Annotated in this window: 15 protein-coding genes; 8 read left to right on the forward strand and 7 right to left on the reverse strand. The window is 72.0% G+C overall.

Going from position 1 to position 14,802, the window contains the following annotated elements; all coding sequences use genetic code 11:
• The first annotated feature begins 139 nt into the window (after positions 1 to 139).
• Together IE250_RS18535 and IE250_RS18540 are read left to right on the forward strand one after the other, a co-directional pair.
• Entirely contained in the window at positions 140 to 1,111 is a 972-nt protein-coding gene (locus IE250_RS18535) for an alpha/beta hydrolase (RefSeq protein ID WP_189670792.1), read from the forward strand.
• 98 nt (positions 1,112 to 1,209) lie between these two features.
• A complete protein-coding gene (locus IE250_RS18540; protein ID WP_189670793.1) occupies positions 1,210 to 2,208 on the forward strand; it encodes a hypothetical protein in 999 nt (332 codons plus the stop codon).
• A gap of 19 nt (positions 2,209 to 2,227) precedes the next feature.
• Here IE250_RS18540 and IE250_RS18545 read toward each other — a convergent pair whose 3' ends face one another.
• Both IE250_RS18545 and IE250_RS18550 read right to left on the reverse strand, forming a co-directional pair.
• Positions 2,228 to 3,688, reverse strand: coding sequence for a GntT/GntP/DsdX family permease (locus IE250_RS18545; protein ID WP_189670794.1), 1,461 nt, complete (start codon positions 3,686 to 3,688; stop codon positions 2,228 to 2,230).
• Positions 3,688 to 4,332, reverse strand: coding sequence for a gluconokinase (locus IE250_RS18550; protein WP_229872581.1), 645 nt, complete (start codon positions 4,330 to 4,332; stop codon positions 3,688 to 3,690). The genes IE250_RS18545 and IE250_RS18550 overlap by 1 nt, the downstream gene beginning before the upstream one ends.
• A 126-nt stretch (positions 4,333 to 4,458) precedes the next feature.
• Between IE250_RS18550 and IE250_RS18555 the strand changes: the two genes are divergently transcribed.
• Positions 4,459 to 5,166 carry a FadR/GntR family transcriptional regulator gene (locus IE250_RS18555; RefSeq protein WP_189670795.1) on the forward strand — a complete coding sequence of 236 codons (708 nt, stop codon included), beginning with the start codon at positions 4,459 to 4,461 and terminating at the stop codon, positions 5,164 to 5,166.
• 153 nt (positions 5,167 to 5,319) lie between these two features.
• On the forward strand, positions 5,320 to 7,215 hold the full coding sequence (locus tag IE250_RS18560) for an acyl-CoA dehydrogenase family protein (protein ID WP_189670796.1): 1,896 nt from the start codon (positions 5,320 to 5,322) through the stop codon (positions 7,213 to 7,215).
• A gap of 24 nt (positions 7,216 to 7,239) precedes the next feature.
• Here the strand turns inward: IE250_RS18560 and IE250_RS18565 are convergent, their stop codons facing one another.
• Positions 7,240 to 8,091 carry a hypothetical protein gene (locus tag IE250_RS18565; RefSeq protein WP_229872582.1) on the reverse strand — a complete coding sequence of 284 codons (852 nt, stop codon included), beginning with the start codon at positions 8,089 to 8,091 and terminating at the stop codon, positions 7,240 to 7,242.
• Positions 8,088 to 8,417: a PepSY domain-containing protein gene (locus IE250_RS18570; RefSeq protein WP_189670797.1), complete on the reverse strand. Its 330-nt coding sequence runs from the start codon at positions 8,415 to 8,417 to the stop codon at positions 8,088 to 8,090. The genes IE250_RS18565 and IE250_RS18570 overlap by 4 nt, the downstream gene beginning before the upstream one ends.
• A gap of 144 nt (positions 8,418 to 8,561) precedes the next feature.
• On the opposite strand from IE250_RS18570, the gene IE250_RS18575 reads away from it, so the two are divergent.
• Together IE250_RS18575 and IE250_RS18580 are read left to right on the forward strand one after the other, a co-directional pair.
• On the forward strand, positions 8,562 to 9,239 hold the full coding sequence (locus IE250_RS18575) for a response regulator transcription factor (RefSeq protein WP_194632772.1): 678 nt from the start codon (positions 8,562 to 8,564) through the stop codon (positions 9,237 to 9,239).
• Complete coding sequence (locus tag IE250_RS18580; protein ID WP_189670799.1) at positions 9,236 to 10,663, forward strand: sensor histidine kinase; 1,428 nt, start codon at positions 9,236 to 9,238, stop codon at positions 10,661 to 10,663. The genes IE250_RS18575 and IE250_RS18580 overlap by 4 nt, the downstream gene beginning before the upstream one ends.
• Here IE250_RS18580 and IE250_RS18585 read toward each other — a convergent pair.
• Complete coding sequence (locus tag IE250_RS18585) at positions 10,660 to 11,673, reverse strand: zinc-dependent alcohol dehydrogenase family protein (RefSeq protein WP_189670800.1); 1,014 nt, start codon at positions 11,671 to 11,673, stop codon at positions 10,660 to 10,662. The two genes, IE250_RS18580 and IE250_RS18585, sit on opposite strands and share 4 nt — an antisense overlap.
• A 136-nt stretch (positions 11,674 to 11,809) precedes the next feature.
• The gene (locus tag IE250_RS18590; protein ID WP_189670801.1) at positions 11,810 to 12,667 is read right to left on the reverse strand and encodes an SDR family oxidoreductase; all 858 of its coding nucleotides are present in this window, start codon (positions 12,665 to 12,667) and stop codon (positions 11,810 to 11,812) included.
• 92 nt (positions 12,668 to 12,759) lie between these two features.
• On the opposite strand from IE250_RS18590, the gene IE250_RS18595 reads away from it, so the two are divergent.
• Positions 12,760 to 13,245, forward strand: coding sequence for a winged helix-turn-helix transcriptional regulator (locus IE250_RS18595; protein ID WP_268247846.1), 486 nt, complete (start codon positions 12,760 to 12,762; stop codon positions 13,243 to 13,245).
• 38 nt (positions 13,246 to 13,283) lie between these two features.
• Positions 13,284 to 14,063 (forward strand): hypothetical protein, encoded by a 780-nt coding sequence (locus IE250_RS18600; protein ID WP_189670802.1) that lies wholly within the window; start codon positions 13,284 to 13,286, stop codon positions 14,061 to 14,063.
• A gap of 3 nt (positions 14,064 to 14,066) precedes the next feature.
• Here the strand turns inward: IE250_RS18600 and IE250_RS18605 are convergent, their stop codons facing one another.
• Positions 14,067 to 14,771, reverse strand: a complete 705-nt coding sequence (locus IE250_RS18605) for an ArsR/SmtB family transcription factor (protein ID WP_189670803.1) — start codon at positions 14,769 to 14,771, stop codon at positions 14,067 to 14,069.
• Between the last annotated feature and the right edge of the window lie 31 nt (positions 14,772 to 14,802).

A 14,802-nucleotide genomic window follows, 5' to 3' on the forward strand; every position in this document is an offset into this window, starting at 1 on the left:
AGGCCCGCCGGATGGCGGGTGACCCGCGCCGAGAGTGCCTCGTTCGGCGGATGTCATCGCGGTGCCCACGGCCTCAGACTGATGCTCTACGTCACCGTGGAAATCACCATGGAGATCACCGTGGAACAAAGGAGTTCTCATGGCAGACACCCTGAAGAGGCCGCCCTTCGACCCCGAGCTCGAGGCCACTCTCGCGCTGCTGGGCGACCAGCTGCCACCGAGCATCACGCCCGAGATGATCCCGCTGCTCCGCCAGGGCGCGTCCCCCTTCGACCTGAGCGTGGACGACGTCCTCGCGGAGGCGGGGATCGCGCGCCGGGACGTGACCATCCCCGGGCACGACGGCGACGAGATCCAGGTGAGCGTGCTGAGCCGCCAGGGGCGGACCGGGATCGGGCCGGGTGTCTTCCACACGCACGGCGGCGGGATGATCCTGGGTGACCGGTTCGTCGGGCTGCAGCACTTCCTGCGCTGGATCACGGAGTTCGACGCCGTGGTCGTCACCGTGGAGTACCGCCTCGCGCCCGAGTTCCCCGACCCCTTCCCCGTGCGCGACTGCTACGCCGGCCTCGTGTGGACCGCGGAGCACGCCGACGAGCTGGGCATAGACCCCGACCGGCTCATCATCGCCGGCGCCAGTGCCGGCGGCGGACTCGCAGCCGGCACCGCCATGCTGGCCCGCGACGAGGGCGGCCCGGCCCTCGCGGGACAGGTGCTCATCTACCCGATGCTCGACGACCGTGACCAGACGATCTCCACGGCCCAGATCGACGGCGTCGGGGTGTGGGACCGCACGTCGAACATCACCGGGTGGTCGGCCCTCCTGGGCGACCGCCGGGGAACCGCCGACGTCTCGGTGTACGCCGCTCCGGCGCGGGCCACCGACCTGTCCGGGCTGCCGCCCGCGTTCATCGACTGCGGAAGCGCAGAGGTGTTCCGTGACGAGGACGTCGCCTACGCCACGGCGCTGTGGCAGGCCGGCGTGCAGGCCGAGCTGCACGTCTGGCCGGGCGGGTTCCACGGCTTCGACATGATGGCGCCGCACACCGCCATCGCACAGGCGATGGTCGCGGCGCGCGACTCCTGGGTGGCACGCGTGCTCGGCGACTGACGGTCTCGGCGTGGTGCGCCGCGGCCCGGGAGCCGAGTGGCTGCCGGGCCGCACCGTCGTCCCGCTAGGGTTGAGGGACACGCGCGATGGAGCGAACAATGCAAGAACTCGTGGGCCGCCTGACCGCACTGGACCCCGAAGCCAGCGAGACCCTAAAGGTAGTGGCGTACTTCGACGCGCTCGTCGCGGGCGGCGTGGGGGTCCAGGCGCTGGTGCGCGGAGCGGCCGTGCTCAGCGGGACGGTCGCCGGTGCGTCCGTCGGACGGCGGACCCACCGTGTCGGGCCCGACGGCGACCGCCGGACGGACGACGCCGCCACGGACGGCGAGATCCAGCGGCACTGGCCCGCGCGCTCGATCACCGACGGAAACGTATGGCTCGAGCGCGAAGGACCGCGCCACGCGAACGACGACATGATCGTCGAGCGGCTGGCGCTCGCTGTCGACCTGGTCGGGGCGCGCCGTCCTGGCGAGGCGGCAAGCGCCCTCGAGACGGCGATCGACGCCAAGCGGGACGCCGAGGAGCGCCGGGTCGCGCTCTCGAGGCTCCGGCTCAGTCCGTCGCGAGACCTCAGGATCGCGGCGCTCCCGTTGTCCCACGAGGTCGCCGTCGACGTCGCGCCGTCGACGGTCGTGGCGACCCCCTATGGCTTGCTGCGTGCAGTGGTGCTCGGGGCGGACGAGAAGATCTCCGGCCCCGCCGGTGTGGGTGTGCCCCGGCGCGCGGACGAGCTCCCGGAGTCGTTCCGGACCGCGGTCCTGGCGCTGAGGCTGCTGCCCGACAACAGCTCGGTCGTGGACGCCGCCGACCTCGGCGTGGTGCTCGCCGCCGTCAGCGCGATGGAACAAGTCGCCGCGCAGCAGCCGGACGTCGTCGCGCTCGCGCGGCTCGACGCGCGGGCCCGCGCCGTGCTCGACGAGCTCGCCGCCGCCGAGAGCGTGCGCGCCGCCGCGACAGCGCTCGGCATGCACCACTCGACGCTGCAGGCCCGCCACGAAGCCCTGACGAACGAGCTGGGCTATGACCCGCGTTCGCTGCCCGGCCGTGCCCGGTTCCAGCTCGCCCGCCTCCTGCTCCGACTGGTAGCCGCCCCCTGAGCTAGCGCGGCGGCGTCCGCTAGATGAAGGCCCCGAGGACCAGCACCACCAGGAGTGCGACCACCGACAGGACCGACTCCATGAGCGACCAGGTCTTGAACGTCTGGCCGACGGTCATCCCGAAGTACTCCTTGACGAGCCAGAACCCGGCGTCGTTCACGTGGGAGAGGAACACCGAGCCCGCGCCGATGGCGAGGACGAGCAGCGCGGCCTGGGTGGGGTCGAGGCCGGCGGCCAGCGGCGCCATGATGCCTGCGGCGGTGATCGTCGCGACGGTGGCCGATCCGGTGGCGATGCGGATGAGCGCGGCCACGATCCAGCCCGCCAGGAGCGGCGTGATGCCGGCGTCGGCGATCCCCGACGCGATCACCTCGCCGACGCCGGAGTCCACGAGCGTCTGCTTGAAGCCGCCGCCCGCGCCGACGATGAGCAGGATCCCGGCGATCGGCGCGAACGAGGAGCCGACCAGGTCGCCGAGCTGCTGGCGCGTGCGGCCGACGGCGGTGCCGAAGGCGACCAGCGCGAACAGCGACGTGATGAGGAGGGCCACGAGCGGTGTGCCGAGGAACTCCAGCACCGTCCCGTAGCCCGTCTCGGTGGCGCCCGCGATCTCGACCAGGGACCGCGCGAGCATGAGGATCACGGGCAGCAGCACGACCAGCACCGAGACGCCGAACGAGGGCTTGCGCAGCCCGGCGGTCGCGTTCGGCAGGGAGCCGCCGTCGCCGGCCCTGCCGCCGTCGCCGGCCGCGTCGCCGCCCGCCGTGCCAGCCGTGGCGTCGGACACGCCCAGGACGCTCACGGGTGGCGCGAGCCGCACCCAGCGCGTGAGCGGGATGGCGAGGAGCGGTCCGGAGACGATCACGGTCGGGACCGCGACGAGCAGCCCGAGGCCGAGCGTGAGGCCCAGGTCCGCGCCGAGGGCGTCGATGGCGAGCAGCGGTCCCGGGTGCGGCGGCACCAGGCCGTGCAGTGCCGAGAGGCCCGCGAGCGCCGGGATACCGACGAGGATCGGGTTCACGCGCATGCGGCGCGCCACGATCATCACCACGGGGATGAGCAGCACGACGCCCACCTCGAAGAACAGGGGGATGCCGATCACGAACGCGATGAGCGCCATGGCCCAGGGCAGCCGCTTCACCGGAGTCTTGTCGAGGATCGTGTCGACGATGCGGTCGGCCCCGCCCGAGTCGATCAGCAGCTTGCCGATGATCGCGCCGAGCGCGATGAGCACGCCGACGCCGGCGACGGTGGTCCCGAGGCCCGTGGAGAAGCTGGTGAACGCGTCGGTGAGGCCCGTCCCGGCGATGATCGCGAGGACGCCCGACCCGAGCACGAGGGCCAGGAACGGGTGCATCTTGAGCCACACGATGAGCCCGACGATGACGAAGATGCCGATCAGCGCCGCGAGGACGAGCTGCGGGGTCGAGGCGGCCGGGCCGGCGTCGGCGGCGAGCGGAAGCAGTGCGGAGTGGAACATCAACGGTCCTCGGGCTCTGAGGTGAGGTCAGTGGTGGGCGCGGGGGTGCCGGCCGCGTCGTCGGTGTCCGGCCGGCCGAGCAGGTGCAGCGCCTCGTCGACGATCTGGTCCGGCCGGGGCGTGACGTCGACGGCGAACCCCGGCTCGTCGTCCTGCAGCGGCTCGAGTGCGGCGAGCTGGCTGTCGAGCATCTCGGGCTTCATGAAGTGCCCGGCGCGCCCCTGGATGCGTTCGCTCAGCAGCTCGCGCGAACCGGTGAGGTGGACGAACTGCACGTCGCCCGCCGTCCGCAGCAGGTCGCGGTAGCTGCGCCTGAGCGCGCTGCACGGGACTACCGCGCTGCGCCCCTCGTTGAGCTCCTTGGCGAACCAGTCCCGGATCCCGCGCAGCCACGGCCAGCGGTCGTCGTCGTCCAGGGGGTGTCCCGCCGCCATCTTGGCGACGTTCGCCGGCGAGTGGAAGTCGTCGCCCTCCGCGAACGACGCTCCGAGCCGGCCGGCCAGGAGCGCCGCGACGGTCGTCTTGCCCGACCCGGCCACACCCATGACGACGATGGCCCGGGGCCTACGGTCCGTCCCTGTGCTTGGTTTCCCGCTACTTGTCTTGGTCGAGTACATCGCTGTCTCGGTGACGTCTGTGTCCATGCACCCATCCTCGCTCATTGATAACATCATTGCGCGGTGATTAATGTCACCAATGGTGGAGCCGATCGCCTGCCCGACCCGTCGCCGACCCGTCGCCCACCCATGGGCACAAAGTAGGCTGGGCAGATGCCCCCCGTGCTGCACGGCCCCGTTCTCGACGCCCTGGGCCGGCGGATCACGGCTGGTGAGCTACCGGCAGGCGCGGCACTGACCCTCGACGGCATAGGCGCCGAGTTCGGGGTCTCCCGCACGGTCGCGCGCGAGGCGATGCGCCTGCTCGAAGGGCTCGGGCTCGTGCGTTCCGGCCCACGGGTCGGGATCGTCGTGCTTCCGCACGACGCATGGAACGTGCTCGACCCCAAGGTGATCGCGTGGCGGCTGGACGGCCCGGGGCGCGCGTCGCAGCTGCGCTCGCTGACCGAGCTGCGCCAGGCGGTCGAGCCGCTCGCCGCGGCCTGTGCCGCGCGCGGGGCGACGGCGGCCGTCCGCGACGAGCTCGTCGGGATCGCCCGACAGATGCGCAAGCTGGGCGAGGCGGGGGAGGGCGACGGCGAGGAGTTCCTGGCCCTCGACATCCGCATGCACGAGCTCCTCATGCGGTCCAGCGGCAACGAGCTGTTCAGCGCGCTCGCCGACGTCGTCGCCGTCGTCATCTCCGGGCGCACCCACCTCGGCCTCATGCCGGCCTATCCCGAGCCCGTAGCACTCGACGCGCACGAGGCGGTCGCGAGCGCCGTCGCCACCGGCGACGCGGACGCCGCCGAGGAGGCGATGGCGCGCATCGTGCGCGAGGTCCGCGGCGCGCTCGACGCCGGCGCGCCACCCACGCGGTAAAGAGGTCGCGTTGCGGGCCCACGAGCGACGACGGCTGCCGTGGGTGGCCGGAGGTCTGACCGCGTGCCTACCATGTCGAGAGTCGCCAGCGCAGGGGGTCGCAACGAAGCGAGCTGTAGTCCCGGTCCGTGCTGGCCCACCGGGAGGTCCGTCATGAGCGTCGACGCCGTGCACCAGTCCTCGACACCGGGTGAGCGCAAGGCCCGTGCGGTCGCCGAAGAAGCCCGAGAGACGGAGTGGACCCGCCCGAGCTTCGCCAAGGGTCTCTATCTCGGCTCGTTCGACCTCGGGCTGATCCATCCGTATCCCGTGCCGGATCCGGAGGTCGCGAAGCGGGGCACGGAGTTCCTCGAGGCGCTGCAGGAGGTCTGCGGGACGATCGACGGGTCCCGGATCGAGCGCGAGGACCACGTCTCCGACGACACCATGGCGGCCCTGCGCCGGATCGGCGCCTTCGGCATGAAGATCCCGCGCGAGTTCGGCGGCCTGGGGCTGTCGCTCGTGGACTACGGCCGGGCGTTGATGCTGATCAGCACCGTGCACCCGACCCTGGGGGCGCTGCTCTCGGCCCACCAGTCGATCGGGGTGCCCGAGCCCGTGCGGATGTTCGGCACACCGGAGCAGCAGCAGGAGTACCTGCCGAGGTGCGCCGCCGGCGCCGTCTCGGCCTTCCTGCTCACGGAGCCCGACGTCGGCTCCGACCCGGCCCGGATGGGCGCGACCGCGACGCCGACCGACGACGGCTCGGCGTACGTACTGGACGGCACCAAGCTCTGGACGACGAACGGCCCGATCGCCGAGCTGCTGGTCGTCATGGCCGCGGTGCCGCCGCACGACGGCGGCCGTGGGGGCATCAGCGCGTTCGTGGTCGAGGCCGACAGCCCCGGGATCACCGTCGAGCACCGGAACAAGTTCATGGGGCTGCGCGGGATGGAGAACGGGGTCACCCGGTTCCGCCAGGTGCGGGTGCCGGTCGCGAACCGGCTCGGCCGCGAGGGCCAGGGCCTGAAGATCGCGCTGACCACGCTCAACACCGGCCGGCTCTCCATCCCCGCGATCTGTGCCGGGGCCGGCAAGTGGTCGCTGGGCATCGCCCGCCAGTGGTCGACCGAGCGGATCCAGTGGGGCCGGCCCATCGGGGAGCACGAGGCCGTCGGCTCGAAGCTCGCGTTCATCGCGGCGACGGCGTTCGCCCTCGAGTCGGTGTTCGAGCTCTCCGCCGCGCTCGCCGACGCCGGGCAGAAGGACGTCCGGATCGAGGCGGCCCTGGCCAAGCTGTGGTCCAGCGAGATGGGGTACCGCGTCGCCGACGAGCTGGTCCAGATGCGCGGCGGCCGGGGCTTCGAGACGGCGGACTCCCTCGCCGCCCGGGGCGAGCGGGCGGTGCCCGCCGAGCAGCTGCTGAGGGACATGCGGATCAACCGGATCTTCGAGGGGTCGTCGGAGATCATGCGGCTGCTGATCGCCCGCGAGGCGGTCGACCTGCACCTGGATGCCGCCGGCGAGCTCGCCTCGCGTGAGGCCGACCTGCGCGCCAAGGCCCGCGCGGCGGTCGGCGCGAGCGGGTTCTACGCGCGGTGGCTGCCGACGCTCGTGGCGGGCCAGGGCTTGCGGCCGGGTGCCTATGGCGAGTTCGGGCGGCTGGCGCGGCACCTGCGTTTCGTGGAGCGGTCCTCCCGGACGCTCGCCAGGCGGACCTTCTACGCGATGGCCCGCTGGCAGGCGCGCCTCGACCGCAAGCAGGTGCTGCTCGGTCGCATCGTCGACATCGGCGCCGAGCTGTTCGCCATGTCGGCAGTCTGCACCCGAGCCGAGGCGATGCGCCGCCAGGACCCGACGACGGGCGCCGACGCCGTCCGCCTCGCCGACGCCTTCTGCGAGCAGTCCCGCCAGCGGGTGGAAGAGACCTTCCGCAGGCTCGGCGACTCCACGGACCGGACCGACACCCATCTGGCCCGGGCCGTGATGGACGGCCGGGTGCGCTGGCTGGAGGACGGCGTGGTCGACCAGTCGGAGGGCACGGGACCGTGGATCGCGCCCGGTGCGTAGCAGCGGGTCAGGCGTGCTCCTCGCTCAGTACCGCTCGCCGAGCGGGGTGACGCCGGCCGCCCGGGTCGTCTCCTCGGACACGGTGCGGACCTCGACCAGTTCCTCACGGCCGCCGCCGCCCGAGATGCCGAGGGCGAGCACCGGGCCGACGCCGGGGGCATACAGCTTGTACTCCAGCACGTCGGGCTCGATGGTGATCGTGTCCTTGGTCAGCAGCGCCCGGTCGTAGTGCCCGGCCGGGACCTCGGCCTGCTCGTCGAGACTGAGCACCTCGCCGTTGTCCTCCGCCTCGCCCTTGAGATACTCCTGCCGGTACGCCATCCCGACAGCAGGTTCGGCCGGCATGATGACCCCCGCAAGGGCGCCGTCCTTCCCCGCCTCGAAGGAGCCGGCGGTCGTCGTGACCCGGCCGTCGTCGAACTCGGCGGTATCCTCACCGAGGTACCAGATGGTCCCGTCGGAGTCCTGGGCGTACCAGTCGAAGGTGTCCTCCACGACCTCGCCGTCCTGAGTGACGGTGTCCCGGACGACGCGTGCCGTGACCCCGTTGGCGAGCTTGTTCGTCTCGCTCGTGACGGTCACGACCACGCGTAGCTCCTGACCCTCCTCATCCGTCTCCCGGTAGACCCACTGCGTCCCCGGCTCCATCGGCCAGTACTCGTTGTCGATCTCGGTGGTGAGGTCCGCCGGGTCCAGGTCGGCCGGCTCGCTGGACTGCGGGAGGTCCGACTCGGCTCCGGTCTGCTGCTCACCCGGTCCGCCGTCGTACCGCCCGTCGTCGCCCTGGCCGCCGTAGCCCTGCCCGCAGCCGGCGGCCAGGACGAGCGTCCCGACCGCCACCAGGCCCCAGCGCAACGGTCGCCCGACGGGTCTCATCCGTCGTCACCTTCCGTGTGTTCCGACTCGGTCTCGACCACGCGGAAGTCCTCGTCGAGCTGGACGTCCACCTGGCGGCCGTCGCCGAGGGTCACCTCGACCTCGTACTTGCTCTCCTCGTCGTCCACCTCGGTCCCGGTCACCCGCCCGCCGCCTGTCTCAGCCAGCGCCGCCTCGGTGGCACGGGCGAGGCTGGAGCCGGTGATCGCGGTGTCCGAGGCGTCGTCGTCGCCCGAAGCGATCGCCACCCCGGCTCCCGACACACCGACCGCAGCCAGCACGCCCAGGCCGACAGCGATCCGCTTCTTCGTGTTCCGCAGTGCCATGGCCTTCTCCGTCCTCACGTTCCTACCTGTCATCACCAAGGTAGGCACGCCAGATGAGCAGAGGATGAGTTTCGGGAGATCCGTGCGACGCGTCGTCGAGCCTGCTCTCATGCTGCTCTCACCTGCACGCCTACGATGAGAGAGATGCGCATCCTCGTCGTGGAGGACGAGCCGAAGATGGCACGTCTGCTCCAGCGTGGCCTGTCCGAGCGGGGCAACACCGTCGAGGTCGCCCCGACAGGTGAGGTCGCGTCCGAGATCGCCACGGCTGGGGACTTCGACGTCGTGCTGCTGGACGTCGCGCTGCCCGGGATCGACGGCTTCGAGGTCTGCCGGCGGCTCCGTGCCGCGCGGGTCTGGGTGCCGGTGCTCATGGTCACGGCGCGCAGTGCCGTGGAGGACCGCATCCGGGGGCTCGACACCGGAGCGGACGACTACCTGGTCAAACCGTTCTCGCTGGAGGAGCTGCTCGCCCGGATCCGGGCGCTGGCGCGTCGAGGGCCCGTGGTTCGTCCGACCGTCCTGACGGTCGGGGACCTGACGATGGACCCGGCGACGCGGCGGGTGTGGCGTGGTGAGCGGGAGGTTCCGCTGTCGGCCAAGGAGTTCAGCCTTCTCGAGACGTTCATGCGGCGGCCCGATCAGGTGCTCACCCGCGACCAGCTCCTGGAGCACGCTTGGGACATGGCCTACGAGCCCCGGTCGAACGTCATCGACGTGTATGTGCGCTACCTGCGGGAGAAGATCGACCGCCCGTTCGGGCGGCGAACGCTCGAGACGGTGCGGGGCATCGGGTATCGCCTCAGGGACGGACGTCGATGAGGCCGCGGCTGCCCCTGCGCCTTCGGGTCGTGGCGGTCTTCACCGCCGCAGCCACGATCGCCTTCGTGGGGCTGGGCCTGTTCGTCTACTACCGCGTCGAGGCGACGCTCCACGACCAGGCGCGGGTATCCCTCGACGCGCAGATGGACGCGCTCGCAGACCTCCCCGAGCCGGGGCGTCGCGCCGCGATCGAGGCCATGACGGGCGAGTTCTTCGCCCAGGTCCTGACCCCCGATGGGACCCTCGTGGCCTCGTCGCCGCAGCTGAGCGGGCCCGTCACGACCGGGGACCTGCCGGTGCCCGCGCCGGGCGAGGGCACGGGCGAGGACATCGGCGAGGACGTGGAGGTCGAGCATCCGGTGCGACTCCTGGAGGACGAGGGGGAGGAGGGAGACGAAGGGGAGGCAGCGATCCTGCTGCTCCGGCGCGACGGGGATCAGGTCCTGGTGGTCGGCACCTCGAGGGAGGACCTGGACGAGGCACTGTGGGGCGTGCGCACCCAGCTGCTGATCGGCGGGCCGCTGGCTCTCCTGCTCGCCTCGGCCGCCGGCTATCTGGCCGCCGGGACCGCACTGCGGCCGATGGAACGGATGCGGAGGCACGCCGAGGCCATCTCCGCACACAGCGCGGGCGAACGCCTGCCGCTGCCCGCGGCACACGACGAGATCCGCCGGCTCGGGCTGACGCTGAACGAGATGCTCGATCGCCTCGACACCGGGCTGCAGCGCGAGCGCCGCTTCGTCGCTGAGGCAAGCCACGAGCTGCGCACGCCGCTCGCACTGCTGAAGCTCGAGATCGACCTCGCACTCGCCCAGCCACGTCCCACTGACGAGCTCGTCGCAGCCCTGAGATCAGCGGGCGAGGAGGTCGACCGTCTGACGAGGCTCTCCGACGATCTGCTCCTCCTCGCCTCGGCGCAGCACGGTCGGTCCCCACAGGATCAGACCGACGTCGACGTCCGGTCGCTGCTGAAGACGTCGGCCGCCCGCTACTCGGCACGCGCTGGGCAGGAGGGCCGCAGGATCGTCGTCCGGTGCGACGGTCGTCCCGTCGTCCGCGCGCATGCCGGGCGGTTCGAACGTGCGCTGAGCAACCTCGTCGACAACGCGGTCCGGCACGGAGCCGGTGACATCGAGCTCCGTGCCGGCGGGAGTGACGGCCGGGTCGTGATCTGGGTGACCGACCACGGCCCCGGCCTGGACGAGGAGCTGCGCGCCCGGGTCTTCGAGCCCTTCGGCCGCTCTCCGGACCTTCGGTCGCAGGACGGTCGGGGGCTCGGGCTCACGATCGTCCAGGCAATCGTCTCCGAGCTGCACGGCACGGTGACCATTGAGAACCGCAGCCGCGGCGGCACCATGGCCACCATCATGGTCCCCGGCGTCGCGCCCGCTCAGACCTCGCCTCCCGGCACCGGCCGCCGTTAGTTCTGCAGCAGCACCTTGATCGCGCGCCGCTCGTCCATCGCGCGGTAGGCCTCGGCCACCTCGGACAGCGGAAGGGTGAGGTCGAAGACCTTCCCGGGGTCGATCTCGCGCTTCCACACCAGGTCCAGCAGGTGCGGCAGGTAGGCGCGGACCGGAGCGATGCCGCCTCGGATGCCCTTGTTCCCCCAGAAGAGCGTGTCGGTGGGTAGGTCTCCGTGCGGGACGCCGACCAGGCCGATGATGCCGCCGGGGCGGACCAGCTGCACCGACTGGGCCCTGGCCTCCTCGGTGCCGACGCACTCCAGCACGGCGTCCGCGCCGATGCCCTCGGTCAGGTCCAGCACCTGGGCGAGGCCCTCCTCGCCGCGCTCCGCGACGATGTGGGTGGCGCCGAACTCCTTCGCCACGATCTGGCGCGGCTCGTGCCGGCTCATGGCGATGATCGTCGTGGCGCCGAGCTGCGCCGCGGCCAGCACGCCGCTCAGCCCGACGGCGCCGTCGCCCACCACCACGACGCTCGACCCGGGGCTGACGCCGGCCGAGACCGCCGCGTGCCAGCCGGTGCACATCACGTCGGACAGGCTCAGCAGGCTCGGGATCAGGTCGGCGTCCGGCTCGCCGGGCGTGGCGAGCAGGGTGCCGTCGGCGTTCGGGATCCGGATCTTCTCGGCCTGGCAACCGTCGAAGCCGCCGCCGTGCAGGCAGTTGGCCTGCATGCCCTTGCGGCAGACGGCGCAGGTGTTGTCGCTGTGCAGGAATCCGCCGACCACGAAGTCGCCGGGCTTGACGGTCGTGACGGCGTCACCGACCTGCTCGACGACGCCGACGTACTCGTGCCCGATCGGCGTCGGCCGCTGGACCTGCGAAATTCCGCGGTAGCGCCACAGGTCCGAGCCGCAGACACAGGCGGCGACGGTACGGATGACGGCGTCGGTGGGCTCCACGATGACGGGTTCGGCCCGCTCCTCGAAGCGGACGTCCCTGGTTCCATGAATGATCGCTCCTCGCATGGTCCCTATTTACGCACGTGGCGCGGGGATGAGGGAGGGGCGGCCGGATGGTCGGCAGTCCGTCAGGTAGTCGGTGTTCCGAGCTACCGACCACCTGACGAACTAACGACCACTCGGCATGGATGTGCCTGGTGGGTCAGGCGTGCGCGGCGCGGACGACGTCGGCCAGCGGGGTGGTGGGGCGGCCCAGGAGGCGGACCAGGTCCTCGCTGTCGGTCTCGAGGTCGCCGGCGGCGATCGAGGCGTCGAGCCCGGCGACGAAGCCCGCGGTGCCGGCGTCGAGCCCGACATGCTCCAGCGCGGCGGCGTACTCCTCGACGGACACGTCGCGGTGGGCGACCTTGGTGCCGGTGACGTCGCTGATCGTCGCGGCGAGCTCGTCGAAGGTGAACGCGGGGCCGCCGAGCTCGTAGACGGCGTCGCCGTCGTCGTCGGTCAGGAGCGCGGCCACTGCCGCGGCGGCGTAGTCGGCGCGTGCGGCGGCCGAGACCTTGCGGTCCGCGGTGGCGCCGAGAATCTCGCCCCGCTCGAGGTACTGGCCGAGCTGCGAGGTGTAGTTCTCGAAGTACCAGCCGTTACGCAGAATCGTGACCGGGATGCCGGACGCGCGCAGCGCCTCCTCGGTGGCCTCGTGCTCCCCGGCGAGCGGGTTGGAGGTGTTGCCCGCCTTGAGGATGCCGGTGTAGGCGATGCGCCCCACGCCGGCAGCCTTGGCGGCGTCGATCACCGCGGTGTGCTGGGCGATGCGCGACCCGATCTCGCTGCCGGAGACCAGCAGCAGGCGGTCCACCCCGGCCAGTGCCGTGGGCAGGGTCTCGGGGCGCGAGTAGTCGCCCTCGCGGACCTGTACACCGCGCTCGGCGAGGTCCGCGGCCTTGCTCGGCGTGCGGACGATCGCCACGAGCTCCGAGGCGGGAACACCGCGGGAAAGAAGCTCCTCGACGGCGAGGCGGCCGAACTGGCCGGTGGCCCCGGTGACGGCGTAGGTGGTCATAACACTCTCCATTGCTTGGGGTAGTTGCCAGCAGGTAGCACTAACGAATCGAAAGTACACCACATTCCGAGTGTGCGCGGTACCCTGGGTCCGTGAGCATCACCGACCTGGAATCCGCCGACCTAGGACCCGAGCTGGAACCCGCCCGGGAATCCACCAGCCTGGAGTCCGACGTGCCGGGCGACGGCCCGACCGACGGGCCCTCGCAGGAGCTGGTGGCCGACGTCTTCGCGCGCGGGTGCACCTCGCGGGCCGCCTTCGACGTCGTCACCTCCAAGTGGGCCTCGCTCGCGCTGCTCGCGCTGGGGGAGGGCAGCTACCGGTTCAACGCGCTGCGCCGACGGGTCGAGGGCGTGAGCGAGAAGATGCTGTCCCAGACGCTGCACGCGCTCGAACGGGACGGCATGGTCACCCGCGAGGTCGTCACGAACATCCCGCCCCGCGTGGAGTACGGCCTCACGCCGCTCGGCGAACGCGTCGCGGAGAAGCTGCGCGCCCTCGCCGATCTCCTGGAGACGGCAGCGGCGGCCGGGGAGGTCGGGGAAACCCCGAACGGCCCGGACAGCGAGCGCGCTTAAGCGTCCTACGCAGCCGGTCGGGCCCCTACGATCAGCTCGTGACAAAACAGGACATGATGGGCGAGGGGCCAGGCAGCGCGGCGCAGAGCAGCTCGCTGCTGAGCGGGCCGACGGCGGTCTCAGAGCCGGTCTTCTCCCCGGACGCGCACCGCCTCGATCTCGGGCGCCTCGGCGCGATCACGCTCGTTGTCGGCATCGCGCTGACCGGGCCGCTGGGCTGGGCGTGCGTCTATGCCGTGGTGACCGACCCGGACCCTGCGGTCAAGGCGATCGCGGGCTTCTTCGGACTCCTGTTCGGCGGGCTGTGCCTGCTGTTCATCGGGAACTTCTGGCGGGTGACGCGGCCGCGCGGAATCGTGGTCGGCGCCGCCGGCATCTGGTTCTGGCACGGCACCTCGTGGGACCTGGTCCGGTGGACCCAGGCGGCCCGCGTCGGGCTGTCGTACGAGATGCCGCCGGAGCTGCCGACCATCGGAGGGCCGATGGCCCACCTGAAGGCCACGGTGAGCGGCTGGCTCAAGGACAGGATCTTCGGCGCGCTGCGCGTGACCGACAAGCGGAGGATCGCCCTGGAGATCGTGCCGATGCGCGAGGAGGACCTGCCAAAGCTGCCCGGTCTGCTGAGGTACCGCGCCACGGAGCCTGCGCCGACGCCGGGCCTGCCGCCCGTGCGGTGGCGCGTGGGGCTGCCCGGGGGCTACCACTCGTTCGAGAAGCTGGTCGCCGCGGGCGAGCGGTACGGCGGGCACACGTGGGAGGGCTGGTTCCGCCGGCAGTGGAGCGGCGGCGCCGGACGCGGGGCGCGCCGGCCCGAGTGAGGGTCAGCCGCCCACGGCGCCGTCGGCCAGCTTGATGCCCCACGCCTCGCGAACGAGCCGGCGCCCGGAGTCGGTGACGTCCAGGCCGCGCCCGGACCGGTGCCGGACCACCCACCCGGCGTCGAGAAACCGGGAGCCGATCGCGGAGCCGAGCGCGCCCGCCAGGTGCGGGCGGCGCTCGGTCCAGTCCAGGCACGCCCGCGTCGTGGCTCGCCGGGCGGTGACCGCGCCGTCGACGTCCACCCCTATCTCGCGCAGGCCGACGGCGCCGGCGTCGGTCAGGGCGAGCTCCTCGCGGCCGGCGAGCCACCCGGACCCGACCCAGGCGTCCGTGAGGCTCGTGCCCAGGCGTCCCGCGAGGTGGTCGTAGCAGAACCGCGCGGCGGCCAGGTACTCGGCACGGCGGCTGCGACGGTAACCCGAGACGGGGGCCGAGTCGGCCAGCACGCCGAGCGACTCCAGCGCGGTGGCGACCTCTCGACCCGCGAGGGAGTAGTAGCGGTGCCGCCCCTGGGACCGGCACGTGACGAGGCCGGCGTCGACCAGGACGGTCAGGTGCTCAGACGCGGTCGAGGCGCTCACGCCCGCCGCCAGCGCCAGCTCGCCGGCGGGCCGGCTGGTGCCGTCCATGAGCAGGTTGAGGAACATGGAGCGTGCCGGGGTGGACAGCGCCCTGCCCACGGCGGTGAAGTCTCGGTCCCGGCTCATGGGGCCGACCGTACGGCGGGGACATTTCGGC

The sequence above is a fragment of the Promicromonospora soli genome (assembly GCF_014653785.1).
GTDB lineage: Bacteria > Actinomycetota > Actinomycetes > Actinomycetales > Cellulomonadaceae > Promicromonospora > Promicromonospora soli.